Raw genomic sequence first — 25,860 nt, 5'->3', positions numbered from 1 at the left:
CATTTCTCCTTCGTGAAACACACATTAATCCAATATTTCAATAGCTCCTCTATCCGCAGAAGACACGTGCATAGCATATTTTTTTAAATATCCTTTAACTTGAAGTTTAAATGGTTCCAATTTAGCTTTTCTAGCTTCAATTTCTTCATCTGAAATTTTAATATTTATTGTTCTGTTTGGAATATCAATTTCCACAATATCTCCATTTTGAACAATCGCAATATTTCCACCTGAAGCAGCTTCTGGCGAAACATGCCCAATTGATGCACCTCTTGTCGCTCCTGAAAATCTTCCATCAGTGATTAAAGCAACATCTTTATCTAATCCCATTCCTGCAATCATAGCTGTTGGCGATAGCATTTCTCTCATTCCTGGTCCACCTTTTGGTCCTTCATATCTGATAACCACAACATCTCCTGCTACAATTTTTCCACCTGTAATAGCTTCGACAGCTTCTTCTTCACTATTAAATACTTTCGCAGGTCCTGTATGTTGTAACATTTCTGGATCTACCGCACCTTCTTTAACAACACACCCATTTGGTGCCAAGTTACCTTTTAATACAGCAATTCCTCCAGTTTTGTAAGCTGGTTTATCCCAAGGTTTGATTACATCGTCATCATTAATGAATGCATCTTTTGCCAATTCTCCTTGTGTTTGCAATGCTACAGTTTTTGCATCTCCATGTAATCTTTCATTTTCAAGTAATCTCTTCATAACTCCAGTAACTCCACCCGCTCTATACAAGTCTTCAATGAAGTATTCTCCAGATGGCGATAATTTACAGATTTGACGAGTTTTTTGTGCAATTTCATTAAAATCACTTAAAGTCAAGTCAATTCCAGCTTCATGAGCAATCGCAGGTAAATGCAGAGCTGTATTAGAAGATCCTCCAAGTGCCATATCCACTGCAACTGCATTTTCAAACGCTTCTCTTGTCAAAATATCGCTTGGTCTTAAATCTGATTTTAAAACTTCCATAATTTGCATTCCTGCTTTTTTAGCAAGTCTTGCTCTTTCTGAAAATACCGCTGGAACAGTTCCGTTTCCAGGAAGTCCCATTCCAAGTGCTTCTGTCAAGCAATTCATCGTATTTGCCGTATACATTCCAGAACATGATCCGCAAGTAGGACAAGCCATTTCTTCAACTGAATTTAATTCTCTTTTAGTAATTTGTCCAGTATTGTAAGCTCCAACCGCTTCAAACACATTACTAAGTCCAATTTTTTTACCTTTATAAACTCCCGCAAGCATTGCTCCTCCACTTACAAATATTGAAGGAATATTTAATCTTGCCGCCGCAATCAACATTCCAGGCACTACTTTATCACAGCTTGGCATAAACACAATTGCATCAAACGGAGTAGCCATAGCAACTGCCTCAATCGAATCTGCAATTATATTTCTTGTTACCAACGAATATTTCATCCCAATGTGGTTCATCGCAAGTCCATCACAAATCCCAATAGTATTAAATTCCATTGGAACTCCTCCAGCCATTCTAATTCCATCTTTTACTGATTGCACCAAGTTTTTCAAATGAACGTGTCCTGGTATAATTTCATTAAACGAGTTTGCAATCCCAATTATTGGTTTTTCCATTTCTTCACTTATGAAGCCTAATCCTTTTAACAACGATCTATGTGGCGCTCTTGCTGCACCTTCTGTTAAATTGTTACTTCTTTTTTTCCCTTGCATTGATTTTCACTCTCCTAATTTTTTATTTCCTTAAAATTTTAGATTTTCCACTTTGTTTATTTTACCACATTTTTTATAATTTTTATATTTTTTTTATATTTATTTATTTTTTCAAATTAAAAAGACAGCTCTAAAGAGAACTGCCTTAAAAGTCTAGTATTCACAAACATTCACAAAATTTCAAATCTAAATAATTTCATTTACGGATTACATTAAATTATTATCGCTTAATCTTAATATCCATTACAGTGCTTTTATGAAAATTATTCCAAGAAACTCTTAAGGCACAATATTTTAAATTTTGTACAACTTTAATTTCTAAAATTTCTAAAACCAGTAATAATGATAAGACTAAAATCAATAATAACATAATTTTCCTCCAATTTATTAAAATTTTAAAAGAAACTATTTTTTTATTTCACGCATTTATTATAGCAAACTTCCTATATTTTGTAAAATATATTATATATATTTAACTATTAGTATAATATATATCTAAATATACAATTTTTTCTTAAAAATAAAAAACTACCAAGTTAATGGTAGCCAAAAAAATTTACTATTTTTGATTCGCAACTATATTTATTTCAACTCTTCTGTTTTGCTGTCTTCCTTGTACTGTCGAATTACTTGCGATAGGATTTCTGCTTCCATAACCTGTGGAAGTAATTCTTGAACCGGCAACTCCATCTGCTTGTAATAAATTTGCAACTGCATTTGCTCTATTTACTGACAATGGATTATTTATTGCATCATTTCCTGTGTTATCAGTATGTCCTGAAACTATTATTTTTGAATCAGGATAAGCCTTTAAAGTAGCCGCAATTGATTCGATTGTTCCTTTAAATTGCGATTTTACAATGTAACTGTTTGTATCAAACGTGATATTTTCAGGTGCAACCAATTTAATTTCACCTTCTCCAGTTCTTTCAACCTTCACTCCAGTTCCACTCAATTTTTCTTTCAACTCTTTTTCCTGTCTGTCAAAAATGTTTCCAATTAATGCACCAACTGCTGCACCTCCAGCTGTACCAATAAGCGTCCCTTTCGTATCTTTTCCAATAGCTTGTCCTATTACCGCCCCAGCTGCCGCGCCAATTCCTGTTCCAATTCCAGTTTTGCTAATTTTTCGAGTTCCGTTCGCTGCCGTTGTACAAGAAATAGCTACTAACACCAATAACATAACGATTGCTAATATTTTTTTCATATCTCTTCCTCCTTGAAAGTTTTATATGCTTAATAAATTATACAACATTTTTACTTTCATTTTAGCTTGTTTTTACTTTGAAAATATTTTATTATAATCTATCTTTATCTATCTTGCTTGATTTTTTTTTTAATAAAATGTAAAATAAATATACTTCATAGAACAGGGGGAACTTATAAAATGTATTATTATGAAATTTATGTAGAAAACAATATAAGACTTTTTACCTACAAATCTGAAGAAAAGTACGAAATTGGTCAGTGGTGCATCGTCAATTTCGTAAATCGTGATAAAATGGGAATTATAGTAAATATTGTAAAGGAAGAAAAAATTGACTTTGACAAAAAAAAATTAAAGTCTATCATTTGCACAGCTCCTGTTCTTTCGATTCCACTTGAAATAATGAAACTTGCAAAATGGATAAAAAACTATTACTTAAGCGATTTTTTTAGTGTTTTTAAAACTATTTATCCTGGAACATTAAAATTGAATTATTCTAAAAGAGCCATTTATTTGAAAGACTTTGACGAAGATTTTAAAAATTTAGAAGCTCCAAAATTTAATGAATATATGAAAAAAAGGCCAGAAGTCACTTTAAATACTTTGCAAAAAAATTTTTCAGAAGAAATTATTGAAAAAGCTATAAAACAAAAAATTATTTCAGTTGAAAAAAAAGTTATTTTAAATTCTAAAATTTCAAATAAGAGAAAGAATACAGGAAAAATTATTGAGAAAAAGATAACTTTGAACGAAGAACAGCAAAATGCTGTAAATGCTATAAAAAATAGTAAAAAACAAATTTTCTTGCTAAAAGGAATTACCGGTTCTGGAAAGACTGAGATTTATATCAATCTTATAAAGGAAGCACTAAAAAATGGATATGGAAGCATATTTTTAGTCCCAGAAATTTCTTTGACGACACAGATGATAGAGCGACTGGAAGAAGAATTTTTAGATGAAGTTGCTATTTTGCACAGTAAACTTAGCGATAAAGAAAAGCGAGAAGAATGGACTTTTATTAGAAATGGGGGGAAAAAAATCGTAATCGGAGCAAGATCTGCCATCTTTGCGCCTGTTCAAAACTTAAAATACATAATTGTTGACGAGGAACATGAAAATACTTACAAGCAGGAAAATAATCCCCGTTATCACACAAAAAATGTCGCAATAAAAAGAGCGCTTCTAAACGAAAATACAAAAGTCAAAGTTATCTTAGGTTCAGCAACTCCATCATTTGAAAGTTTTTACCAAGCAAAACAAGGCGATATACAGTTAATTGAGTTAAAAAATAGATTTCAAAATTCTAAAATTCCAGAATATGAAATTGTAAATTTAAATGAAACAACAGAAAATTTTTCAGAAAAACTGTTAAAAGAAATCTCTCAAACTTTGCAAAAAAAAGAGCAAATTATACTGATTTTAAATAGAAAAGCGTTTTCAAACTTTTTAAAATGCAAAAATTGTCAAAATATCCCAACTTGTCCAAATTGCAGCATTTCACTAACTTACTACAAAAAAACTAATCAGCTGAAATGCCATTACTGCGGATATGAAGAACATTTTAGTGGATTTTGCAAGGAATGTGGCAGCGAAAAAATGCAGCAAATGGGAGCGGGGACTGAAAAAGTTGAAGAAGAATTAAAAGAATTTTTTCCAACTGCAAAAATGATAAGAGTGGATTCTGAAACGATGAAAACTAAAAGCGACTATGAAAAATTTACAATGACTTCAAAAATCAAAAATACGATATAATGCTGGGAACCCAAGTTATCGCAAAAGGACTCCACTTTCCAAATGTCACATTAGTTGGAATTATCAACGCTGACATAATTTTAAATTTTCCAGATTTTCGTGCCGGAGAAAAAACTTTTCAGCTGTTGACACAGGCTTCTGGACGAGCTGGAAGAGGTTCAAAAGATGGAAAAGTCATAATTCAGACATTTAACGAAAATAACGATGTTATTACAAAAACAATTGAAAATGATTACGAAGGTTATTACAAAAATGAGCTATTTTTGCGAAAATCTTTTAATTATCCACCTTTTGGCCGACTTATCGCAGTTGTAGTTTCTTCAAAAAAAGAAGATTTAGCACAAAAAAAAGCGAATGATTTTTACAAAACTATTTCCAAAATTGTTGACGAAAATATGGAAATATCTGAAAATGAATTTATTTCAGAACCTTTTTGCGCTCCAATTTTTAAAATAAACTCAAGATTTCGCTACCAAATTTATTTTAAATTTAATAAAGAAAATATATTAAAAATAAAAAAAATTATAAAAAAATATTTGGCTAAATTTAACGGCAGTAATGTGAGAATTACGGTTGATGTTGATCCTGTTAATATGATGTAATAAATAAAAAACTATACAAAAATAACAGTAGATTAAATCTTATTAATTAAAGATAGAAAAATTAGGATGTGAAAATATTTAATGAAAGTAAAATTAAAAGAAGACGAAACGATTTATGAAGTTTTTGGAATTGTTATTTTAGATAATCAGGAAAAATTATTTTTGTTGTATAGCAATTTTGAAGTTCTTGGTACAGAGTTAGAAATTATTGATGGAAGAATATCTTTTAATTGGCACTGGAAAGCAATAAATGAAAAATGGTGCAAAGTAGTCATAGGTCCAAAAAAATTAACAAAAAATCTTATTTACGCCGCTTATCACTGGGAAGGAAAAGAAGCAATAGAATATTTGAAATTACAATCTAATGAAATGAAAAAGAATTGGCAAAAAAATTTAGAATATTATGATGAAATTTTAGACTATAGTAAAATTTTTGATAATATGCTATACGAATTTGAAAAATAAATAGGGAGTTTGTATGAAAATAAGATATAAAAATAGTAAAAATATTATAGATTATCTGGTAATGGGAATATGCTATTTTAAAAATAATAAAAAACCATATTATTTAATAGAAGAAGAAAATGAAATAAAATGGGTTTCAGAAATTTGTATTGATATAGAAAAATCTAAAATGCCATTTAACTGGTCTATTTCATTAGGGAATAATTCAAAATATGATTTTTTGTGTGGTTATTATGAATTATGCAACTTACCCGAGCATTTTGAAGGAATTATATCGAGAAATAAAAAGGATTTGGAAATTTTTAGAAAAAGAAAGAATGAATTAGAAATATGGTTAGAAAAATTAGATTATTATAATAAAGAGGTAACTTTTAGTGATATATTATCTAAAATTAAATTTTAAACTTTATATAGTTTATCCTAAACTTTGATTATTAAATAGCAAACTGTTTTTCTGATTGTTAAAATGATATTCAATATCTCTGCTGCTCACCCCTTTAGAGCAGAGAAAAAGAATTTGACCTTCAATGCTAATTTTCTTTTTACCACAACAAAAACCTCCAAATATTATATAGTTATTTTACCATATATTATTTAGAGGTTTTCACAAAAATTTTTATACACCCAAATGTTACGAAATTAAACTCTTGATATTTCTCCTCCAAAAAATAAAAATTAAAAATTATTTTTTATAAAAGTTCCAAATCCAATACTTTTTCTTTTTCCAATCGAAAAATAATCTGGAAATTTCATATTCACAGAAAAACTCCCAATAAACGCTATCATATTTACATTTTTTAAATCTCTTGATGTTATTTCTAAATTTTGAGATACATAAATTTTATTTTCTCTATCAAGCCAAATTCCCAATCCTTTTAAAACTTCTAATATATTATTCGTAATAGCTTGTTCCAATGTGTATTCTCTTTTCAAGTATTTTGCATAATTTTTTTCATTTAATGGCAAATAAGGTGTCACGAATCTATATTCATACATTTTATCGCCTGTATATTTTATCTCTTCATCGTATATTTCCAGCTCTTTCTGAATATCAAAAATAAAATTTCCATCAATATTTAAATAATCAACTTCCTCAAAAAGTTTTTTATTTATTTCAATAACCTCTTCACCAATTCCCATCACAGAAAGTGTATTTTTTATCAATTTATACTGCAACTTAGGATACGAATAATTATATCCGTCTGATAAATGATTATGGAATAACACATTTTCTTTATATTTATCTGCCAAAAAGCCTCTTAATTTTTCTAGATCTCTCATTGAGTGTTTTTCGTTTCTTTTGAATTTTAATATTGAGTATTTCATTAGTAGAACTCCTTAAATTCTTATTTTGGATTTTTATCCAATATAGATAATAAAACTATCTTTCTATCCCCTTTTTTGTTATTAACAAACCAATTCAAACTATTAGTTTCTCCCTTTTTATTAGTAGCTTCAGGAAATGGGCTTTCACTAAAGTCTAAATCATTTGTTTCAGAAAGTATTGCTTTTAATTCTTTAATATTTTTTCTTTTTTCATCAAAATATCTTTTTTCTTTTGCTTTATTTATATAGTCTTCTTTTTTATTTTCTTTTTCAAAAGGTTCAATAAAAAAATCTTTATATTTATTTTTGTTTTCCAATAAAAATCCTTCTATTTCAATTTTACAACTTCCAAACCCAAAAGCTTTCCCTTTACCTACTTTATGTAATAATCCATCTTCAAGCTCTATAGCATAAATCAATACTCCCAACTCTTCATCTGTTAAATTTTCAAAATTAACACTGAATTCAAATTCATTATTTATATCCATTAACTCTAAACTTGAATTATATGCCAATTCTTTTTCATATTTACCATTTTTATTTTTAATTTTTGGCATTTCTACTGATTTTCTGTATTCTGAAAAAGATTTTCCAATTTTTTCCTTATGATGCCAATAAAATTTTCTACCTCGAATACTGACACCTTTATTTTCATTATAATTTTTTTCAATATTATCTAAATAAAAAGTTGTTAAAGTAGGATGTGGCTCCCCAAATGCTTTCAAAGTAACTAGATTTCCATTATCTATCATTTCAGGTTTATAATTTTTAGCATCTTCAAAAAATACTCTTCCAGAAAGTGCAACTAACTCATCTTTTTTCTCTTCATCTTTTTTTGTATTGTCTCCTGTTGTACCAAATAATCTTTCTGAAAAAGATAATTTTTTTAATGAATCACCTGGACGAAATTCTTCTGAAACCAAATCCAATGGTGAAAATTTATATCTCAATCGTGGAATTTCAGAAAAAGCTAAATGTTCTGCCATTTTTCTATCTTTCACTTCAAATAATAAAGGATCACCTATCTCTAAATCTTTATCATAATAAAATGTGTTTGAATTTATATCTTTTCCATTTTTTATTCTTTCAGCTCTTTGTTTTATTATATATTTAAAATCTTCATATTCTTCTTTTGAAAATTCAAATTTTCTACCATTTTTTTTGGGTATTAATAACTTTTCATGTATCTTTCCATAAATTGGCGATGAAAACCACAATACTCCCTGAACACCATTTTCATTATCTGTTAAATAATTTTTATATTCTTTAGAATTGTTAATCAATTTTTCTACTGTTGTTACACCAGGTTTTATTTTAATTTCAGTTTCTTTTAAATTATAAATTGAATCTTTTAATTTTACTCTCTCTATTAATCCATCTTTTGCATTATATTTTTTTGAAAATTCCTTACCATTATCTTTAAACTCAAATTTTTTATACCCACTTTCTATTTTTTCTTTCGTCTTAACTTTTATTTTTTCTGCTTCAACAATTATTCCTTTTTTACCATTTTCTGGAAGGGATTCTATTATTCCAAATACAGATTCAAATTTCCCTGCACCCATTCTTTGTTCTAATTTTTCATCTTCCACATTTCTAATAACACTATTTGTTAAAACATCTATTATGTTTCTTATTACACCTTTTAAAGAACTTCCGGGAATTATAGGTATCCCTTTTTCTCTACAAAACCATTCTTTAGTATGTCCTTTATTATCTTGTTCGCTTTCTCCCATTATGAATAAAGGTGTTTTATTTACTAGTTTACAAACTAATTTTCCAGTATTTGTTCCTAATTTTCTTTCTCCTTTATATACCACATCCTTTTTATCTTTAAGAGAAACAAAATTATAAGGATACTGTTTCACTTTTACTGGTTCTTTTGATTTATGTTTATTTCCGCCAAATTTCGTATTATTTGAAAAATTATTTCTTGTATCTCTCATTTCTTCACTACTAATTTTTTTTACAAACTCAAAATTTTTACCTTTAAGATTATACTCTATATTATCTCCTTCTTGAAATTTTTTTTGATTAAAGATAGCTTTTCCTACTGTATATTTTTCTCTTTTTCTTTTAACTTCTATCTCTACTTCTTTCGTAGAGTTATCCATCTTAATTACTTTCCCTTTCATTTTTTGCACCTCCCGAAAATCCCAAAAATTGTATCATTTCTTTCCCACTAACCTTATTTTCACCAATTAATATTTTCAAACGATTATATTCTTTTTTATCTTGATCAGCTTTAAATTCTATCAATATTTCTCTAAACTTTTTAGTATTTTCAACAAATTCTTCTGAATTTACTTCTGAATATCTACAATCATCTTCTCCAAATTTATAAATTGTTTTCATAAAATTATTATTAAAAATATAAATCTTATAAAAATTTTCAAAATCACTTTCAGGTAGCAAATTCAAAGCATTTCCTTCATTTTTGAATATTTTTATTCCATTTTCTTTTTCATAATTTATATAAACTAAATTACAAATATCATTTTGTAATTCTTGTTTCATTTTCTCTTTATCAAATTTTTTAAATTCCATTATTCCACCTCTCTAAAAAGTGCCTTTATAAACTCATTTGGATTTTTTACATTTATTTCTTTAAATTCTTTTTTTAACCTCAAATTTTCTCTTAAAAATTCATTTCCTAATTTTATTGAATTTAAAAAATCAATCTCAAAATAATTCTTTAAATTAACTACAAATTTTGTTTTATCTCTATAATTTTCAATAACCATACTTTTAATATTAAATTTTACTTGCCCAAATCCTCTTGTTTTAGAATTTCCTAATCTAATTTCTCCTAAATAACTATCTCTTAAAATAAAATAAATGTTTTTCATTTCTTCCAAACTAATATTATTTATAATCAATTCTGTTTCAAATTTTTCCATTGTACATTCATAATTCAATGGCACAACCGCTTTTCCAGTAAATTGATCTATTGGAGTTATGTCTCTTTTCATTATTACTTCACTTAATGCTTCGTCAATATTTTTTAAATAAAAATTTTTTCTCAATTCCTCTTTTTCAAGATAAGCATCTTCTATAAAAATTCTACCTTTTTGAGCTTCTTCTCCTTCTATCCAACCAAATAAATTATCAACTTCTCTATGATTTTTATTTTTTTCTTTAAAATTTGATTCATCATCTTTTGTTATATCATAAATTTTATTAAATTTTTCTCTAAATAACCCTCTTAATGCAGAACCAGGAATGAATATTTCTCCTTTTCTACAATCTTTGCTTTTATTATTTTTATCATATTTTACTAAATTCCCTCTTGGAGAATCTGAAGTCACGAATGATATTACACTTTCACTTTTTTCTTTATTGCTATTTTCTTCTTCAGAACCATCTCCCAATTTTATGATTAAAGGAGAAATAGGTTCAATTTCTAATTCTAAAACCAATTTATTTTCCAATTTTAAAAATTCTTTTGTCATTTTTCTTCTCCTAATCTAAGCTAAGATTCTCTGTTTTAAATATTTTTTCCTGCTCTTTAATTTCATAAGGAAATTTACCTTCAAAAATATATTTTTTTAATTTTTCTTTATCTTCTGATGTCACATACTTCATTTTTAAATCTTTCAATCTACATTTTCCAATTCCTCTTGAAGTTTTACCTCCAAATAAATCACCATTGTCTTTTAAAATATCATTTAACGCTAATCCTATTAAATCCAATTGGTAATTTTCTATATTTTCCAATTCAATATTTAAGTCAAATTCTGTTCCTGCGGGAACTACATCATAATCAAATTTTGCTCTTTTTTCAGTAGCTCCTGTATTTCTATCAATTTTTATTCCATCTCTTGTTACATATTTGACATCTTTTAATACAGGCATGTCTGATACATGTATTCTTCCAGCCAAAGATTTTACTTCATCTAAATTTTTTGCATTTAATTTTCTTATTATTCTATCTTGAATTTTTCTATTATTTTCTTTTAATTTTCTATCTTCTTCATTATCCTTATCATTAATTTTAGTTTCTAATTTATCCAAATTAGTATATCCAAATATCAATTTTACATCAGCTTCATTTAATTCTTCACCATTATTTTTTATTTTAAATCCATTTCCACTATCTAAAAATCTTTCTAATTTTGTACTTAAATATCCTCTGAAAGTTGATCCTGGAATATAAAAATTTTTATCATCATCTAATGATATAAAAGGTGCATCTCTATCATCTTTTTCTCTTCCACTTCCTATATGTAGAGCATTCAAAACAACTATTTTCCCTGTTAAGATATATTTATTTTTAAATGTTGAAAAATCCATTATTCTACCTCCATTTTTTCTATTTTATCTAATTTTTCTTTCATTCTTTTCTTTCCAAAAATATATAACAGATATTTTTCTAATGCTTGAAAACTTTTTTTATTTTTTTTAGATTCTAATTTTCTAAATTCTTCATCTAATTTTTTATCTTTTTCTTTTATCTTTAAAGGTTCTTCAATAAATTCTTCTATTACAAACTCATAAAATTTTGTTGCGATTTTTCTTTCTTTTTGTTTATCAATAAAATCTATTATTTTTTTTCCTCATCAAAAAAATCAAATTTTCTTTCTTTTATAAAATCATAAAATCTTTTAAACTGTGACAGATTCAATACTTCTTTTTTTTCTTCTTTCTTTTCTATATCAGAAATTATTTCTTTAAATTTATCGTTTTCTAAAAATTTTTTCAAAATTTTTTCTTTTTCTAAATTATCCACAAATTCTTCATTAATATCTTTTAAAAATAATTCTTCTACACTTAAATTCTTCTCTAAACTTTCCTTTTTTGCTATTTTATTCTTTCTTTCAGGTATAAAGGTATACATAATTTTCTCCTACATTAAATTTCCTATTTTTCATATTTTCTCTCACTACAAATTCTAACTCTTCCAAAGCCTTCATTTCTTCTAAGTCCAATTCCATTTTCTTCTATTTTCTCTAATTTTTCTAAAATGTCTTCTAAATCTTCATTGTTAATGCAATAAGAAATTACACTTCCTTGAGTTATAACTATTTCATCCATTTTTCTTGAATTGTTTATGATATTATATCCTCTTAGTTTCTCTACATTCACAAAAGTTCTTCTATTATTCAAAGTTAATTTTTCTCCAAAATTTTCATCAAATAATTCCAAAATTTGTTTTCCAACATTGCTAATTTCGTTAAAAGGCAAAATCATATCTGAAAGAAAATCAAATGTTATCAATTTTTGTTTTTCTTCTTTTAATAATTCATCTCCAAAATAAACTTTCTCTTTATCATTTCTTTTATCGAATTCTTTAAAATCTTTTTTAATCTCATCATTCAATTCTTTAATTCTCTCTCCAATATTTTTATCATTTTCATCAGTAAATTTCTTAAACTCAATTTCTACTTTCCCAAATCCTTTTGTTTTATATTTTCCTATTTTTAGCTCATATTTTTTCCCAATTTCAAATAATCCTTTTGGAATTTCCACATTCCCTTTAAAAAAGACTTCTTCCTTATTTGCTACATTAGTTAAATCCGTATATTCTGTACTAAACAACAAACTTTCTTCTGTAGTTCGTGTTTTTTCATCAATCTTTATGCTTAATTCTGTTCCTGTCGCATTCAATAATGCTAACGAATCCCTTTCTAATTTTATCCCATTTTCATCTTTTTCGTTCACTTTATATTCTTTCATTACACTAACTGCTTTATCTATTTTTTTATACTTGTCTGCTTCAATAGGATATTTCGTTTTGAATCCACTAGCTAATTTAAACTCTTCTTTTATTTCATTTTTATCTTCTCTTACAAACTTTCTAACTTCAGAAATTTTTATTTTCAATAATTTTTCAATTTCACTTTCAAATCCATTATCAAGACCATACTGAATAATCGCACCTCTTATTGATGATCCTTGTAATGATTTTCTTAACTCAACTTCATTTTTATTGACTTTCCCTTGAAGTACAGCAGGTTCTACAAAATTCAAAGTATATTTATATTTTTCCAATTCATTTAATTTTTTTATTCCTTGATTTTTATAATTATTTTTTGATTTTACTTCTTTCAATATTTTCTCTACAATTTTAAATCTATCATTTTCTTCTTTAAAATTATTTCTTTTATCATTTTCAATCGATACAAATTGAACTAATACTTTTCCTAATCCTCTCGACTTCAATCCACCAATTTTATCAATATGCAAAAAACTTGATAATAGAAATTTTATATCTTCTTCACTTTTTTCAAAAAAATCATTACTTAGTTCAAAACTTCCAGCATAAATATTTTTTGGTTTTACAAATTCATAATTGAATAATGAATTTTCCTCTGCTACCCTTGTTTTTCTATTAATTTTTACACCATATCTATTTCCAATTTTATTTTCTAATCTTCTTTGATATCCTTCATCTCCAATATTCTTTTCAATCTTTAATTTCAAATCTGAAAATCTAATTTTACTTGGATTATTTCCTCCACTTCCAAAATATTTTTCAGTAAATTCTTTACCATCTCCACTTAAAGCATTTTTAAATTCTAAAACTTTTGCTCTAAAAACTCCTTTTATATGCTTTGCTGAAAAATAAGGTGTCCCATTTTTATCTCTTTTGACTTCTACATCTATCTCTTTACCAATTGTTCCAGTCTCTGCTGTAATTGCTGGAGTTAATAACTCTACTTCATATCCTATTTTAATTCCCACTATTATTATCCTCCTTTTCTGAAGAGCTTTTATCCTTTTGAATAAAATCATAAATTTCCAATACATCAAAAATATTATCAAAAAATTCTTTAAATTTTTCATTTTTATTTTCATTTTCAAAACTTAAGTTCATTTTATCTTTTATTCCCCACAATTTATTTAAAACTTGAATTTCCTCTGTACTCATTTTAGATAAAATATTTATTGATTCCATAATTTTTTCATTATCAGTTTTAGTATCATCCTTTTTCAAATCATAAATATATCTGATTTTTGTGTTTGGAAAATTCTTTGTTTTCAATTTTTTTACTTGGTCAATAAGTTTATCAATACTTTCAGACACATCTTTATATTCTTCCTTTTCCAATCCTCTAATACTATAAGGTCTTCTAGAAACATGTAATTTCCCTTTATTTTCATCTTCTTTATCAAATTTATCATACCATTTTTTTCTATATTCTTTTATATTTACATTTCCTTCATTACCAATCACTTGAAAATCAATATATCCTGTTCGCACTTTCCCTTCTCTATTTTTATTTTCTTGATATCTTTTTGCTTTAGCAGATTTTTGTAATTTAAGACCTTGTTCAAATAATTGAAACATCGGTGTTTTATTTTTCGCAATTACAACTCCACAAGAAGAAGTTATATTTTCTGGATTTTTCTTTTCATTTTTTTCATTTTCAATTTTAGTAAATTCGTTCATCTTTTTTTCAAATTCTTTTTGAAATTCATATGAAATTTCTATTGCTAAATCTGCTGGAAATACTGCACAAACATCATCTCCACCAACAATAAGAAATTCTCCAATTATAGATTTTTCAACTATTTTTTTCTCTCCATTAATTATTTTATATTTCGGTTTTCCATCTTTCAGAATTGTTTTTTTCTTAACAAATTTTTCAGCATCATACATCTTTTTGATAACTTCTTTTAATACATATTTTGTATTTCTATCCAAAATAACACTGAATTTTCTCATAAATTTTAAATATTCTTCTTCAGTTGTATAAACTTTTTTTACATTTTTCAAAAAATCTCCAAGTCCATCTCCATCACTATACACAAATCCAATAAAACTATCTCCTACTGAATAATCATCAATCTCTGTATTTAAATGAATATCATAATTAAGAGCTTTTTTTATAATCGAATAAAATCCAATCTCATTCACATCATCTTTTATCATTTTATTAGAATACTTAATTTTTACAGCACTTTCTTCACTAATTTTCATGTTATCTTTTTTTATAACATTTCTTATAGCAGTTATAGTATCTTCCACCTGTTTATCATCATCAGAACCTTCCCCACTTCTATGAATTTCTATTTTTTTTAAATCTTTTTCTAGATTCTTCAAACTTACAACCGCTGGTTCAGTCCCTGACAAGTCACACTTCATAGCAAATGGCAAATCAATATTCAACATAGGAAATCCTTCACTTTTTTTCTCAGCAGTTTTCTGTGCTAATTCATCAATTGCAGTCCATATTTTTTCATTTTCTTTCATTGGATAACACTCTGCAACTACTTTTGCACTTGGAGCTAAATTTTTGTATATTTCTTTTATCTCTTTACATATCTTTTCAGCCGTTTTTTCACTATCAACTAAAAATTTAGCATTTCCAGCTCCAATATACAATATTCTTTTATCAATAGCCTTGTCTATTTCTTCATCTACTTTTTCTAAAAATTCCTTGTCGGCATTAATATTATAAATCTCATCTACAAGCTCTTTTGAATTATATTCTAATCCATATTTCTTCAATATTCTTGGCACTTCGACTTGATTCATATAATCCAAAAGATAACTTGCTCCTCTAATTAATTTCAATTTATTTGTTGAAAAAATAAAATCTTTTATTTTTACAGTTTCAATACTTACTAAAACTCTATTTTCTTTTAATACATCTTCAAATGTTTGATTTTTAAATGTTTGATCTTTTTCGCTCATTTTGCCTCCTTGAAATTTATTTTAAATAATTTTTATGTTTTAATTTAATCTTTATTAATTATACTTCAAATAGGTTTTTAACTTCTACTTATAATTTCTCCAAATCCATACTCTCTAAATTCTCCAACACCAACATATTTCACATACTGAAGAAAAATTAAAAGCATCTTCCCATAATATCCTTGTAGCACAAGCTCTACATCTCCTAAATAAACTTTTTTTATCTCATCATTCAGTAAATTTACCCTTTTTTCTCTATACAATTCTTTTTTTATTGTAATTGAATTTAAGATACTTTCTTCCATTTCCTGTGTTTCAAAACCTGTATCTTCTTCCACATTCTGCAAAATAATTTTTAATATTTTTTCAAATCCAAAAATTGACTTTCCTTTCACCAAAATAGGATTAACAATTTTTAAATTTACTTTTTCATAAAAGCTCAATATTCCTACATCTAACGCTTTCATCTCTTTATCAAAATCATATTCACCACACCAAGTATCATTTTTGGTTATAATTCCAACTAACTGAAAAATTCCATCTCCTATTACAAGATTTTCTTTATTTATAGCTAATTGAAACAATTGATCTTGTAATTTTAAAAAAATTTCTTGCGTTTTAGTAATTACCCTAATCTTATATTTTTCTCCTTTTTCCAATTTTATGCTTTCATTAAAAAATTCACCAAAAATATTTGAAACTCTCAATTCCTCTCGCTTATCTATTTTCAGTATTTCTGACATTCTTTTATGAATCTCAAAACTATACATTTTTTTATTATCTATAATTTTATCTTCTACCGCAGAAAGTTCTAAAATTACACCATTCATCTATTTCCTCTCCCTTAATGCTCTTTCATCTATCCAGTATTTTTATAAATCAATCTATAATATATTTTATACCACATTTTTTAAGAAATAACAATTTTTCACTAAACTTTTTTAACAAAAATCTAATTAAATTAATAAAAATTATCATAATTCTTTATAAATATACTTGACAATTTCTCTAATTCATTATTCAACCACTTTTCTCACTCCCTTTTCTTTTATAGTCTTATTATATACCATTGTTCTAACCTATTTTTATTAATAATTCACCTATTTTTTCTAAAAAAAAATAACAACCTTATAAAAGTTGTTATTTTAATTTATATTCTGACTCTATTTCAATCCTTGTTTTAATGGATTCACTACTTTAACATATGGGAAAATCCAGATTCGTTTAACGGACAATCAAGTTTCAATCCTTGTTTTAATGGATTCACTTCTTTAACCGTACTTTCAAGAAAATCCTTTATTTATAGGTGTTACAGAGATTTTTTCAGACATTAAAATCGTATTTTTTTGATTAATTTTTATCGTTTTTTGCTGTTTTTTTAGCATTTTCCGTAACTCCTAACCCTCATTTTTATTGACTTTGAGTAGATTTTCTTTCTCTTTTTTTATTTTTCATAGTGGTAGGAATTTTTACCACGAACTTATTTTACCATACTTTTTTATTTTTTCAAAATTTTTTTTGATTTTTTTACAAAAAAAGAGAAAATCTATTTATGATAAGTTTACTAAAAAATGATTTCCTCTATTTTTATTTTTTAATACTATCTTCCACAAATTTTTTTGTAATAACAATCTCGGCATTTTGTACCGCCTTCTGCTTCTATCGGGTATCGCTCAGTTTCAATTATTTTTAATACTTCAGCAGCACTTTCTTTTACTTTTTCCAAATCTTTATTTGTACATTCTATTTTCTTTAATGATAAACCATCCAAAAACAAAATATACCCTTTTTGAGATTTAATTTTATACTCTTCTTCAATTAATATTAAAAACATGGCTACTATATATTTGTATCTATTTTCTTCTCTTGCTGTATATTTAGCATTGTAGTAATAAACTGGAACTATTGTTTCGTCTTCTAAAAGAAGTATGTCGTCTAATTTTCCATAAAAATGATATCTTTCTGAAGACAATTCTTTGTTAAATTCTCTATTATACCAGTATAATATGTTTTCTTGATTTGAATTCATCATTTTTTCTATACTTTGTTTTTTTAATTTTAGTCTATCCCATATCCATTTCCTATTTATACGATTTTTTCCTTTCACTCTTTCTTCTTCTTCCTTGTTAGAATCTTCCTTTTTTTCTCCAAACATTTTTAGCACATTTTCATAATATATTATTCTAGGACAAAAAATATAGTCCAAAACTTCAAATATTGATATTTTTTGAGATTTAATAACTTCCATTTTTATTCACCTCTTTTAAAAAAATAGTACTGGCTTCTCATCTTTAACGATATCTTGTTCAAAAGATAATCCCAGTAATGTTGCCTTTTTATAATCTGCTTCACAAACTGGGAAAATATATACTGAATCTTCTCGTAAATCAATTGCTTTTTTTGTTTCCACTATAATTTCATCAACTTCATCTTTTTCTATATTTCCTAGAAATACCGACTTCTGAACCCTGTATAATCCATGCTTTTGTGCTATTCTAATAATTTCTCTTCTATTTCTATCATCTGTTATATCGTATATCAACCAAGTCATCATTTTCAATCACCTTCTATAAATAATTCAAAATTAGTCCTCAAGTCCCCAAAATTTTAATTTTACTTTGATATCAAAAAATTTGCTAATTCATGACATTCAAACTGTAACTTATCTAAACTCGAAATATTTCTGTTATTGTAACGCACCTTTTTTTCCAATCTGTTATAAAAACTCTCAACCAAAACTTTTTTTCCATCGCCTACTAGCATAACGCTATTTCCTTCTCTTTTGAAAAAATATTTTTGAACTCTTTTTTGTGTAAAAAGTGAAAATACTGTTCTACTAGCCAAATGTCTGTAACTTTCTATTAAATCAAAAACAAGCGATTTTTTCCCATAATTATCTGTATGAATTATTCCAACATAAGGATCCAGTCCCGCAATTATACAAGCTTTTTCAACTTTACTGTACAGTATTCCAAAAGCATAGTTTAACATTGCATTAAATTCATCTTCCGCAGGGTGCATACTTCTTTTTTCAAATTTAAATCCTTCTGGTATCAATTCCGACAATGTTTGATAATATATTTTTGCTGCATTCCCTTCGTACCCCATCAAAGTTCCTCTTTTTTCACTAACATTTCCTTCTACTAATTTTATTTGATAAATATATCTTTTCATTTCTTTTATTTGTTTATCCAAAAATGCTTTTTTCGCTTCTCTTTTTATCTTCAAATCTTCCAAATGTTCTGTACAATTTTTAATTTTTTGTATCAATATTTGTTTTGCCAATTCAATTCCCTTTTGAGTCCCAAATATTTCCAACTGTTTTCTTCTAATATTAGCTGTTGAACCAAATTTACTTTGCCAAAATCTTCCATAAGGATTTCCAAAATCATCAACAATCACTATATCAATATTATTATCCACTGCTAATTTTATTACATCTGTTGTCAAAAATATCCCTTTAGATAGCACTAATGATTTTATCTTTTGTGGAGCCACTGCCACTTTCTTCTCACTCGTAGTTATCTCAAACAAATCATCTCTCTTTTTTACCACTGTCCCTAAATCTGTTATATATAGTTCCATAGTTTTTTATCCTTTCGTAAATAAATTTTTAATTTTAAATCCAGTTCCAAATTTGACTCAAACTCTTGATTCTTCCCCCTTAAAAATCTTTTTTCAAGAGTCCAAGTTACATTTGGCATTAATTTTTACAATTACTTTACTATTCCGAAAATACTTTTTTTGCTATATTCCCTATTGTTAATGTCATCCCTGTGTCAAATACTCCACCTACTACTCCGCCTACTAATGGCATCATTTTTATGACATTCACCAAACCTTTTTGTCCAAATTTTGTAACTAATCTGAATCCAACTTGTTGATTTATTTTTATCAATATTGCTCCTGGAACTTTTTTTAACGCATTAACTGCCATTTTTTCACTAATTTTTATTCCCACATTTTTTAATATATTTGCTGCTGAACTTCCTGTTAAACATGCATAAGCTATTGTTCTTACTTGATCGCTGTAAATATCATACCCATTTATGTGTGCTATTGCTGCTATCATTCTTAATTGTACATAAATCACACCTGCTACATTTGCTGATATTGCTACTGGTAATACTAATAATCCACCTAATCCTGTTATAAATCCATTTGTTCCACACAATACTGTTTGATATCCTATTAACTTGTCTATTGCTTTTTCTCTACTGTTAGTTTTTGCTAAATAATCTTCTGCTAATTCTTCAATTGATTTTTCTACTGGCAATACACCTTGTAAAGCCTTATCATAACACACATCCAACAAATTCATCATTTCTCTTTCTAACATAGCTAATACCTCCTAATATTTTTTACAAGATTATGATATCACTTTTTTTTAACTCATCTTTTTCTAAAATAACATACTTTTTTTTTTCCACTCAAATCCCCTCAGTTTGAAGGGATTCAAGCAGAACAACTTTTTATTTAATTCATTTAAAACCATCCACTAAAGAAACTTCCAATCGTATCACACACACTACTTACTGCCGAACTAACTGCTCCTACTACTCCACCAACAACTCCTCCAACTACTGAACCCACTGCTGAACCTATTGTTTCTCCAACTTCTCCAAATATACTACCTATTGCTCCACCAACATCTGATCCTGTATCACTACCTTCTGAAATCCCATCTGATGCACCTTCAACTACATTTGCAACTCCATTTACCACATTTGCCACACCTTCTGCTAACACTCCAACTGCTGCTCCTAAAATACTTTCCAAAATACCTTTTCTATAATCTTTCAAATCATCATTATCTTTCCACATTACTTCTTCTTGATTCAAATTTTGCACATAAACTACTCTTTTTTCTTCTGGTGTATTTTGTAATATGTAATATAATAATTTTGATAAGTTGTACGGTTTTTGTTGTAAATATCCTTCTTCTTTGTATCCTGCACTGTAATATATTGGTTCTACTTCTATTCTTGTCGCTTCTTTAATTCTTTTCTTTACAGATTCTACTTTTCTATCTAAAAATTCTTCTAGCTCATCCTCAGGCCTATTTTCTTCTTCGTTCCAATATTTCCCCTTCATCGCTACATCCGCTTGATTAATTGCCACTAATATTCTATTTTCTTTATTTTTTCCTAAATTCGGTATAATCACATTATTTATTAACTCATACGATGTTCCTAAATCTCTACTACCACCATCTAAAATCACCAAAACTAAATCTATTAGCAAATTCCCATTTTCATCTTTTTCATAAAGTTTATCAATCATTCTTTTACTGTGTCTGTTATCCGCTTCTTTTCCATCACCTAATCCTGGAGTATCCCATACTACTAAATTGTCTAACTCATATCTTTCAATATCCATTGTTTCAGGATCCACACTTGTTCCAACTTTAGCCACTTCTACACCAAATAACGCATTTATCGTACTACTTTTCCCACAACCTGTTGCACCTGTAACCATCAAATTAACTTTCTGTTTTTTCAATCTCAATAAATTACCTAACAATTTTTGTTTCACATTTTCATTCAACTTTTGTTTCATAATAATACTTTCAAATTCTTTCAATAAGTCACGTTTCATAATCAATACCTTCTTTCTACTTTTTTCTTTTTCTTTTTACATTGTAATTATAATCTATTTCTTTAACTTATTTTTTTTAGTAATTAACTTATTTCTAAAACAAAAAGAAACTGCTCCAATAATTTGAAACAATTTCTTTTATTAGTTTGTATTTTATTCACACTATTTCAAATGAGATTTTCTAACTTTTTCCTCTGCTTTTTTTCCACCTTTTAATGTTTCTTTATATGATAAATAGCCAGAAACTCTTCTTAATTTTTTTATTTCAATACTTCCGCAACAACTGCATTTTTCTTCAAATATTCCAGTAGTTTTACAACTTTCACAATAATCTAACGGGAAATTTATTCCTAAATAATTTATACCTTTTGAAATTCCAAATTTAACAACATCCATAATCGCTTCACTATTATTTAACACAGGCGTTGAAAATTCGATGTAAGAAATTGAACCTCCATTACAATATTCAACAAAATTTGATTCTAATTCTAATTTTTTAAATGCATCTAATTCAAGATAAACTGGTATATGAAACGAATTTGTATAAAATTCCTTAGTTTCTTCATCTTCACAAAATCTCCCACTAATTCCTTCGCCAGGAGTTGCCAAAACTGAAAAATTCAAATTATACTTTTTAGTCCATTTATCCGTCATTTTTCTCATAAATCTTAATATTTCTCTCGACAATTCTAAATTATTTTCTATCATATCTAAAGATATTTCTTTTTTTACTAAATAACTTACGCATTCAGCCAATCCAATAAATCCAATTGAAAGTGTACCATTTTTAAAACTTTTTTCCATATCATTATTGTTTATTGCCTCTTCAGAATTTTCATAAAAATTATTTTCTAAAATATATCTAAAATTATCAATTTCTAATTTGCACAATGCCTTATATTTTTGAATTAAGATATCTTTTGATTCTTCACAGATTTCACTCAATTTTTTATAAAAATTATTTAAATTTGTACTTTCTCTTGCTATTTTTGGTAAATTTATTGAAATTGATGCAATGTTCCCTCTTTTTAATGCTCCTTCTTCTCCATTTACATTTTTTGCAACTAATGTTCTGCACCCCATTATTCCAACTTTTTTCTCATTAATATCTTTTACTAAAACGCTATCACAATTAAAATATGTTGGATTCATTCTTTTTCCTGTCACTTTAGTTGCTAATGAAAATAAATCATAGTTTTTGTCATCCGAATCAAAATTAATACCTTTTTTTAATTTGAAAATTATATTTGGAAAAACAAAAGGTAATCCATTTAATATTTCACCATATTCAAAAGCCTTTAAAAAACATCTAGTTACTTTTCTCCCATTTTCACTAGTATCTAATCCTAAATTAAATGAGACATACGCCTTTTCATACCCATTTCTCAATGGTAAATTCAACTTTTGGTATAATCTTCTAATTTTTGTTATTAATTTTTCTTCTGAAACTTCTTGTACAAATTCCGCCAAATCACTGTCAATATTAATAAACCCTATTCCACCTGATTGGTCATTTGTTAAATTTACAATTACTTGAAAAATACAATCTAATGCATCATCAATTTCCATTTCTTCTAAATTTTCTTTCAGTTGGTTTAATTTTTCTCTTAATTCAATCCCAATGCAATTATATGAAACCCCTGTATACTCTTTATCATGAATATGAATCCATCTTTCTTCGTGCAATTGATTTTTAAATTCTTCATTTTTCAAAATTCTATATGCTGCATTTGTATTTGCATTTGCTTGATTAACTCTCATTTACAATCTCTCCTTTTTCCAATGAATAAAATTTTTGGTTACTTGATCCATAAAACTTTTCTTGTATTCTCAATGTATCTATATATTTTCCAACTTTTAAATACTTTAATTTTTCTAAAATGTTTTTTGGAACTTCCTCTAAGTCATATGAAGTATAAAGTGCAATTTCAAAATTTTTCTTGTGCATTTCATCAATAAATTCTTCTAAGGCTTCTTTTTGCATCATAGGTTCTCCACCTGAAATAGTAATTTTTTTTACTGGCAAGTTATACGATAATATTTCTTCACATAAATCTCTCACTTCATACTCTTTTCCATATCGTATATCTTGTATTCTTTCATTGTGACAACCTCTACATTTTACATTACAACCTTGAAAAAATATTGTTGTTCTAATTCCAGGCCCATCTTCATATCTGTTTTTCTTAATTGATGCAATTTTTACTTTCATTATATACCTCCACTTACATCTCTATTACATCAATAATTTTAACAAATATTTTTCCCCTATTTTTCTCTAAAATAACTCATTTTTCTCTTTAGTATTTACTTATTATAAAATCTAATAATATCATTTTTTAATTATATAATTGGTAAAAACCATCTTAAATTTTTCAAGATGGTTCTTTCTGTATAATCTATCTATATTTTAAATTTATCTTTAATCCATTTTCATAAATAATAAAATCTTCAACATCGTCTTTTTTAGGATATTTTTCTTCAATTTTTCTCCTGATTATTTGGTTTATCCCAAAAATAATATCTTTTAATTTAGTAACTTTTTGATCTTTTATTCCAAATTTATATTCTAAATCTTTTTTAGAAATCTCAAATTTATTTTTTTCAATATTCTTAAATAACTCTACTATCGGAACATTAATTATACTATCAGAATTATTAAAAAAGATATTTTTTACTTTAGTCTTTCTATCACTTTTCGTAACTATTTTACCATTTTGTATTTCAACTATATCCGATTTTTCTGAAATTTTAAAAGGAAAGTTTATCTCATCTTTATTATTTTTATCAAGTATTTCTTCTAATTTCATTTTTATTTCTATTTTTTTATTTAGTTTAATCCTATTTTCCACTTTTGAAATATCAAATTCTTGTCTTTTATCTCTTTTTCTTATAAAATATTCTTCTTTAAAATTAATTTTTAATATTTCCAATTTCCCTTCATCTTCAAACGGTATATCTAGTATTCCGCCTTTATATTTAAGCAATCCTACATTTTTATCTGCTAAATCAGGTATTTCAAACTCCTCTAATTCATACTCTTCTGTAAGTTCTTCAAATAAGATATTTTTTATAAGTTTAATTTTTTCATCTTCACTTATATCAACCGAATCTCTTACTCCAATAATCTCTTGAATCATTTCTTCTTTATAATACTCTTCTAAAATACTTTTTAAATGATAATTCGAAATTTTTTCAAAAATAGCTTGTTTTAATAAAAGATACAAAAAATAGTCAACCATTTCGATACTTTTCTCCAATTCTAGAGCATCTTTACCTTCATCATCTTCATCTGAATAAAAATCTATATTTTCCCATTCGGTTTTTTTTTCTTTTATTCTTTTTATTTCATCATCATCTAATTCTTTATCCTCCACATTTCTTTCTATTTTTTCATCTTTTTCTTTTTTTATCTCATTTTCTGTTATCCCAAAAATATTGTTACTAAATTTTAACCACTTGATATCTATATAATCGCTTTCAACTCTATAAATTACTCTCGCCAGATACTTTACATATTCTCGCAATCTTGAAATATTTTCTGATAAAAATTTATATTTAAATATTTTTTTCAATGCTTCATTTAAATCACTATAAAAATTTTCAATATCTTCGCTATACTCTAACATTTTAAAAAAATTAAATAGTTTTCCAATTTCTTCATAGAAAAATCTTAAGTCATCAATTCCTACTACTTCATATAAATCTGAAACAGCTTTACAATTTACTTTTAAAATATTTTCATTTATTTTTCTATATATTCTATTCGATTCTTCTAATGGCTCTTTCATCAAGTTTAATTTTGTAACCAGACTCATTCTAGGTCCTTGACCTTTTCCTTTTACAAATTCATTTTTATTATCAGCAGCAGGCTTATAATTAGGTAACATTGTTTCACGCCAGTTAATTGATTTAATTTGTTTTTCAACTGAGATTCGATAAAATACAATTCCTATTTCCTTAAAACCAAGTGTTGTATCTAAAACTGTGTTATTTTTTGAAATTTTTCCATCTTGTATTAACTTCACTATTTCTTTATATAACATTTCTATACTGTTCTCAATTAAAATACCTTCTATTTTTATTTTATCTCTATATTTACTTGCTTCCTTATACTCCAAAAATTTACTTTCAGTTTGATCAGTATACAATAAATAAAGTGTTTTTATATTTGGAAATATTCTTAGATCTTTTTCAAATGGTAATTCTTCAAGAATAGAGTTTTCACTGTAACTATGACTAAAAGCTGAAACTATTTTTGTTATTTCGCTTGTATCTACTCCATCTTCTTCAAGCAGTTTCTTTTCATTTAATAAATGATTCTTAAAATCTTCCTCAAAAATTTTCAAATTAAAATTATTTTCATCAATTTTCATCCCTGATTTATTATTTCTTTCATCATATCTATTAAAATAATAATCTACTAAAAAATTATCATCTATTTTTGAATACTCCTGAATATTTCTATTCTTTACAAATAATTTTCTTATTTCTCGTGCTAATTCTATTCTTGAGATTTTATTTTTTTCCACTTTTTAATTCCTCCTATGTATCATCATTCTAAACTATCT

General features: G+C 26.4%; 22 protein-coding genes and 1 pseudogene. 3 read left to right on the top strand and 20 right to left on the bottom strand.

Annotated features, from left to right (window positions below):
- Nucleotides 1–24: 24 nt before the first annotated feature.
- The 3 genes from ilvD to BCB68_RS06650 form a co-directional block, all read right to left on the bottom strand.
- Nucleotides 25–1,698: a dihydroxy-acid dehydratase gene (ilvD, locus tag BCB68_RS06655; protein WP_094080064.1), complete on the bottom strand. Its 1,674-nt coding sequence runs from the start codon at nt 1,696–1,698 to the stop codon at nt 25–27.
- 220 nt (nt 1,699–1,918) lie between these two features.
- On the bottom strand, nt 1,919–2,068 hold the full coding sequence (locus BCB68_RS10550) for a LemA family protein (RefSeq protein ID WP_157697363.1): 150 nt from the start codon (nt 2,066–2,068) through the stop codon (nt 1,919–1,921).
- A gap of 189 nt (nt 2,069–2,257) precedes the next feature.
- The gene (locus tag BCB68_RS06650; protein ID WP_094080063.1) at nt 2,258–2,905 is read right to left on the bottom strand and encodes an OmpA family protein; all 648 of its coding nucleotides are present in this window, start codon (nt 2,903–2,905) and stop codon (nt 2,258–2,260) included.
- Nucleotides 2,906–3,085: 180 nt separating this feature from the next.
- Between BCB68_RS06650 and priA the strand changes: the two are divergent.
- From priA to BCB68_RS06635, 3 genes and pseudogenes are all read left to right on the top strand, one after another.
- Nucleotides 3,086–5,259 (top strand): annotated as a pseudogene (priA, locus tag BCB68_RS06645) (replication restart helicase PriA).
- Between the two features lie 81 nt (nt 5,260–5,340).
- Nucleotides 5,341–5,724: a hypothetical protein gene (locus BCB68_RS06640; protein ID WP_094080062.1), complete on the top strand. Its 384-nt coding sequence runs from the start codon at nt 5,341–5,343 to the stop codon at nt 5,722–5,724.
- 13 nt (nt 5,725–5,737) lie between these two features.
- Nucleotides 5,738–6,127: a hypothetical protein gene (locus BCB68_RS06635; RefSeq protein WP_094080061.1), complete on the top strand. Its 390-nt coding sequence runs from the start codon at nt 5,738–5,740 to the stop codon at nt 6,125–6,127.
- A 272-nt stretch (nt 6,128–6,399) separates the two neighbouring features.
- Here the strand turns inward: BCB68_RS06635 and BCB68_RS06630 are convergent, their stop codons facing one another.
- The 17 genes from BCB68_RS06630 to BCB68_RS06555 form a co-directional block, all read right to left on the bottom strand.
- Nucleotides 6,400–7,050 (bottom strand): CRISPR-associated endonuclease Cas6, encoded by a 651-nt coding sequence (locus BCB68_RS06630; RefSeq protein ID WP_094080060.1) that lies wholly within the window; start codon nt 7,048–7,050, stop codon nt 6,400–6,402.
- Nucleotides 7,051–7,070: 20 nt separating this feature from the next.
- Nucleotides 7,071–9,185: a TIGR03986 family type III CRISPR-associated RAMP protein gene (locus tag BCB68_RS06625; protein WP_094080059.1), complete on the bottom strand. Its 2,115-nt coding sequence runs from the start codon at nt 9,183–9,185 to the stop codon at nt 7,071–7,073.
- Nucleotides 9,166–9,597: a hypothetical protein gene (locus BCB68_RS06620; RefSeq protein WP_094080058.1), complete on the bottom strand. Its 432-nt coding sequence runs from the start codon at nt 9,595–9,597 to the stop codon at nt 9,166–9,168. The genes BCB68_RS06625 and BCB68_RS06620 overlap by 20 nt, the downstream gene beginning before the upstream one ends.
- Nucleotides 9,597–10,502, bottom strand: coding sequence for an RAMP superfamily CRISPR-associated protein (locus BCB68_RS06615; RefSeq protein ID WP_094080057.1), 906 nt, complete (start codon nt 10,500–10,502; stop codon nt 9,597–9,599). Before BCB68_RS06615 ends, BCB68_RS06620 begins: the two co-directional genes overlap by 1 nt.
- Nucleotides 10,503–10,512: 10 nt before the next feature.
- Nucleotides 10,513–11,343 carry an RAMP superfamily CRISPR-associated protein gene (locus BCB68_RS06610; RefSeq protein WP_094080056.1) on the bottom strand — a complete coding sequence of 277 codons (831 nt, stop codon included), beginning with the start codon at nt 11,341–11,343 and terminating at the stop codon, nt 10,513–10,515.
- Nucleotides 11,344–11,593: 250 nt separating this feature from the next.
- Nucleotides 11,594–11,887, bottom strand: a complete 294-nt coding sequence (locus BCB68_RS06605; RefSeq protein WP_094080055.1) for a hypothetical protein — start codon at nt 11,885–11,887, stop codon at nt 11,594–11,596.
- A gap of 23 nt (nt 11,888–11,910) precedes the next feature.
- The gene (locus tag BCB68_RS06600) at nt 11,911–13,734 is read right to left on the bottom strand and encodes an RAMP superfamily CRISPR-associated protein (protein WP_157697362.1); all 1,824 of its coding nucleotides are present in this window, start codon (nt 13,732–13,734) and stop codon (nt 11,911–11,913) included.
- Entirely contained in the window at nt 13,724–15,691 is a 1,968-nt protein-coding gene (locus BCB68_RS10545; RefSeq protein WP_157697361.1) for a Cas10/Cmr2 second palm domain-containing protein, read from the bottom strand. Before BCB68_RS10545 ends, BCB68_RS06600 begins: the two co-directional genes overlap by 11 nt.
- A 77-nt stretch (nt 15,692–15,768) precedes the next feature.
- Complete coding sequence (locus tag BCB68_RS06595; protein WP_094080053.1) at nt 15,769–16,521, bottom strand: hypothetical protein; 753 nt, start codon at nt 16,519–16,521, stop codon at nt 15,769–15,771.
- A gap of 770 nt (nt 16,522–17,291) precedes the next feature.
- Complete coding sequence (locus BCB68_RS06590; RefSeq protein ID WP_094080052.1) at nt 17,292–17,939, bottom strand: CRISPR-associated protein Cas4; 648 nt, start codon at nt 17,937–17,939, stop codon at nt 17,292–17,294.
- A gap of 15 nt (nt 17,940–17,954) precedes the next feature.
- Nucleotides 17,955–18,245 carry a CRISPR-associated endonuclease Cas2 gene (cas2, locus tag BCB68_RS06585; protein WP_094080051.1) on the bottom strand — a complete coding sequence of 97 codons (291 nt, stop codon included), beginning with the start codon at nt 18,243–18,245 and terminating at the stop codon, nt 17,955–17,957.
- Between the two features lie 59 nt (nt 18,246–18,304).
- Nucleotides 18,305–19,276 carry a CRISPR-associated endonuclease Cas1 gene (cas1, locus tag BCB68_RS06580; RefSeq protein ID WP_094080050.1) on the bottom strand — a complete coding sequence of 324 codons (972 nt, stop codon included), beginning with the start codon at nt 19,274–19,276 and terminating at the stop codon, nt 18,305–18,307.
- A gap of 139 nt (nt 19,277–19,415) precedes the next feature.
- Complete coding sequence (locus BCB68_RS06575) at nt 19,416–20,030, bottom strand: EcsC family protein (RefSeq protein ID WP_094080049.1); 615 nt, start codon at nt 20,028–20,030, stop codon at nt 19,416–19,418.
- Nucleotides 20,031–20,176: 146 nt separating this feature from the next.
- Nucleotides 20,177–21,289: a GTPase family protein gene (locus BCB68_RS06570; protein ID WP_094080048.1), complete on the bottom strand. Its 1,113-nt coding sequence runs from the start codon at nt 21,287–21,289 to the stop codon at nt 20,177–20,179.
- Nucleotides 21,290–21,451: 162 nt separating this feature from the next.
- Nucleotides 21,452–23,050 (bottom strand): anaerobic ribonucleoside-triphosphate reductase, encoded by a 1,599-nt coding sequence (gene nrdD / locus BCB68_RS06565; protein WP_094080047.1) that lies wholly within the window; start codon nt 23,048–23,050, stop codon nt 21,452–21,454.
- Nucleotides 23,040–23,501, bottom strand: coding sequence for a 4Fe-4S single cluster domain-containing protein (locus BCB68_RS06560; RefSeq protein ID WP_094080046.1), 462 nt, complete (start codon nt 23,499–23,501; stop codon nt 23,040–23,042). Before BCB68_RS06560 ends, nrdD begins: the two co-directional genes overlap by 11 nt.
- Before the next feature lie 187 nt (nt 23,502–23,688).
- Complete coding sequence (locus BCB68_RS06555) at nt 23,689–25,821, bottom strand: hypothetical protein (protein ID WP_094080045.1); 2,133 nt, start codon at nt 25,819–25,821, stop codon at nt 23,689–23,691.
- Nucleotides 25,822–25,860: the final 39 nt, after the last annotated feature.

It is taken from the genome of Leptotrichia sp. oral taxon 498, from assembly GCF_002240055.1.
In the GTDB taxonomy this organism is placed as follows: Bacteria; Fusobacteriota; Fusobacteriia; order Fusobacteriales; family Leptotrichiaceae; genus Leptotrichia; species Leptotrichia rugosa.
The sequence above is the reverse complement of the archived record's forward strand: the minus strand, read 5'-3'. Positions and strand labels throughout refer to the sequence as shown.

Excerpts from the sequence above, each read along its gene's own strand:
- ilvD (WP_094080064.1), bottom strand. The coding sequence starts at position 1,698 with ATGCAAGGGAAAAAAAGAAGTAACAATTTAACAGAAGGTGCAGCAAGA.
- BCB68_RS10550 (WP_157697363.1), bottom strand. The coding sequence starts at position 2,068 with ATGTTATTATTGATTTTAGTCTTATCATTATTACTGGTTTTAGAAATT.
- BCB68_RS06650 (WP_094080063.1), bottom strand. The coding sequence starts at position 2,905 with ATGAAAAAAATATTAGCAATCGTTATGTTATTGGTGTTAGTAGCTATT.
- BCB68_RS06640 (WP_094080062.1), top strand. The coding sequence starts at position 5,341 with ATGAAAGTAAAATTAAAAGAAGACGAAACGATTTATGAAGTTTTTGGA.
- BCB68_RS06635 (WP_094080061.1), top strand. The coding sequence starts at position 5,738 with ATGAAAATAAGATATAAAAATAGTAAAAATATTATAGATTATCTGGTA.
- BCB68_RS06630 (WP_094080060.1), bottom strand. The coding sequence starts at position 7,050 with ATGAAATACTCAATATTAAAATTCAAAAGAAACGAAAAACACTCAATG.
- BCB68_RS06625 (WP_094080059.1), bottom strand. The coding sequence starts at position 9,185 with ATGAAAGGGAAAGTAATTAAGATGGATAACTCTACGAAAGAAGTAGAG.
- BCB68_RS06620 (WP_094080058.1), bottom strand. The coding sequence starts at position 9,597 with ATGGAATTTAAAAAATTTGATAAAGAGAAAATGAAACAAGAATTACAA.
- BCB68_RS06615 (WP_094080057.1), bottom strand. The coding sequence starts at position 10,502 with ATGACAAAAGAATTTTTAAAATTGGAAAATAAATTGGTTTTAGAATTA.
- BCB68_RS06610 (WP_094080056.1), bottom strand. The coding sequence starts at position 11,343 with ATGGATTTTTCAACATTTAAAAATAAATATATCTTAACAGGGAAAATA.
- BCB68_RS06605 (WP_094080055.1), bottom strand. The coding sequence starts at position 11,887 with ATGTATACCTTTATACCTGAAAGAAAGAATAAAATAGCAAAAAAGGAA.
- BCB68_RS10545 (WP_157697361.1), bottom strand. The coding sequence starts at position 15,691 with ATGAGCGAAAAAGATCAAACATTTAAAAATCAAACATTTGAAGATGTA.
- BCB68_RS06595 (WP_094080053.1), bottom strand. The coding sequence starts at position 16,521 with ATGAATGGTGTAATTTTAGAACTTTCTGCGGTAGAAGATAAAATTATA.
- BCB68_RS06590 (WP_094080052.1), bottom strand. The coding sequence starts at position 17,939 with ATGGAAGTTATTAAATCTCAAAAAATATCAATATTTGAAGTTTTGGAC.
- cas2 (WP_094080051.1), bottom strand. The coding sequence starts at position 18,245 with ATGATGACTTGGTTGATATACGATATAACAGATGATAGAAATAGAAGA.
- cas1 (WP_094080050.1), bottom strand. The coding sequence starts at position 19,276 with ATGGAACTATATATAACAGATTTAGGGACAGTGGTAAAAAAGAGAGAT.
- BCB68_RS06575 (WP_094080049.1), bottom strand. The coding sequence starts at position 20,030 with ATGTTAGAAAGAGAAATGATGAATTTGTTGGATGTGTGTTATGATAAG.
- BCB68_RS06570 (WP_094080048.1), bottom strand. The coding sequence starts at position 21,289 with ATGAAACGTGACTTATTGAAAGAATTTGAAAGTATTATTATGAAACAA.
- nrdD (WP_094080047.1), bottom strand. The coding sequence starts at position 23,050 with ATGAGAGTTAATCAAGCAAATGCAAATACAAATGCAGCATATAGAATT.
- BCB68_RS06560 (WP_094080046.1), bottom strand. The coding sequence starts at position 23,501 with ATGAAAGTAAAAATTGCATCAATTAAGAAAAACAGATATGAAGATGGG.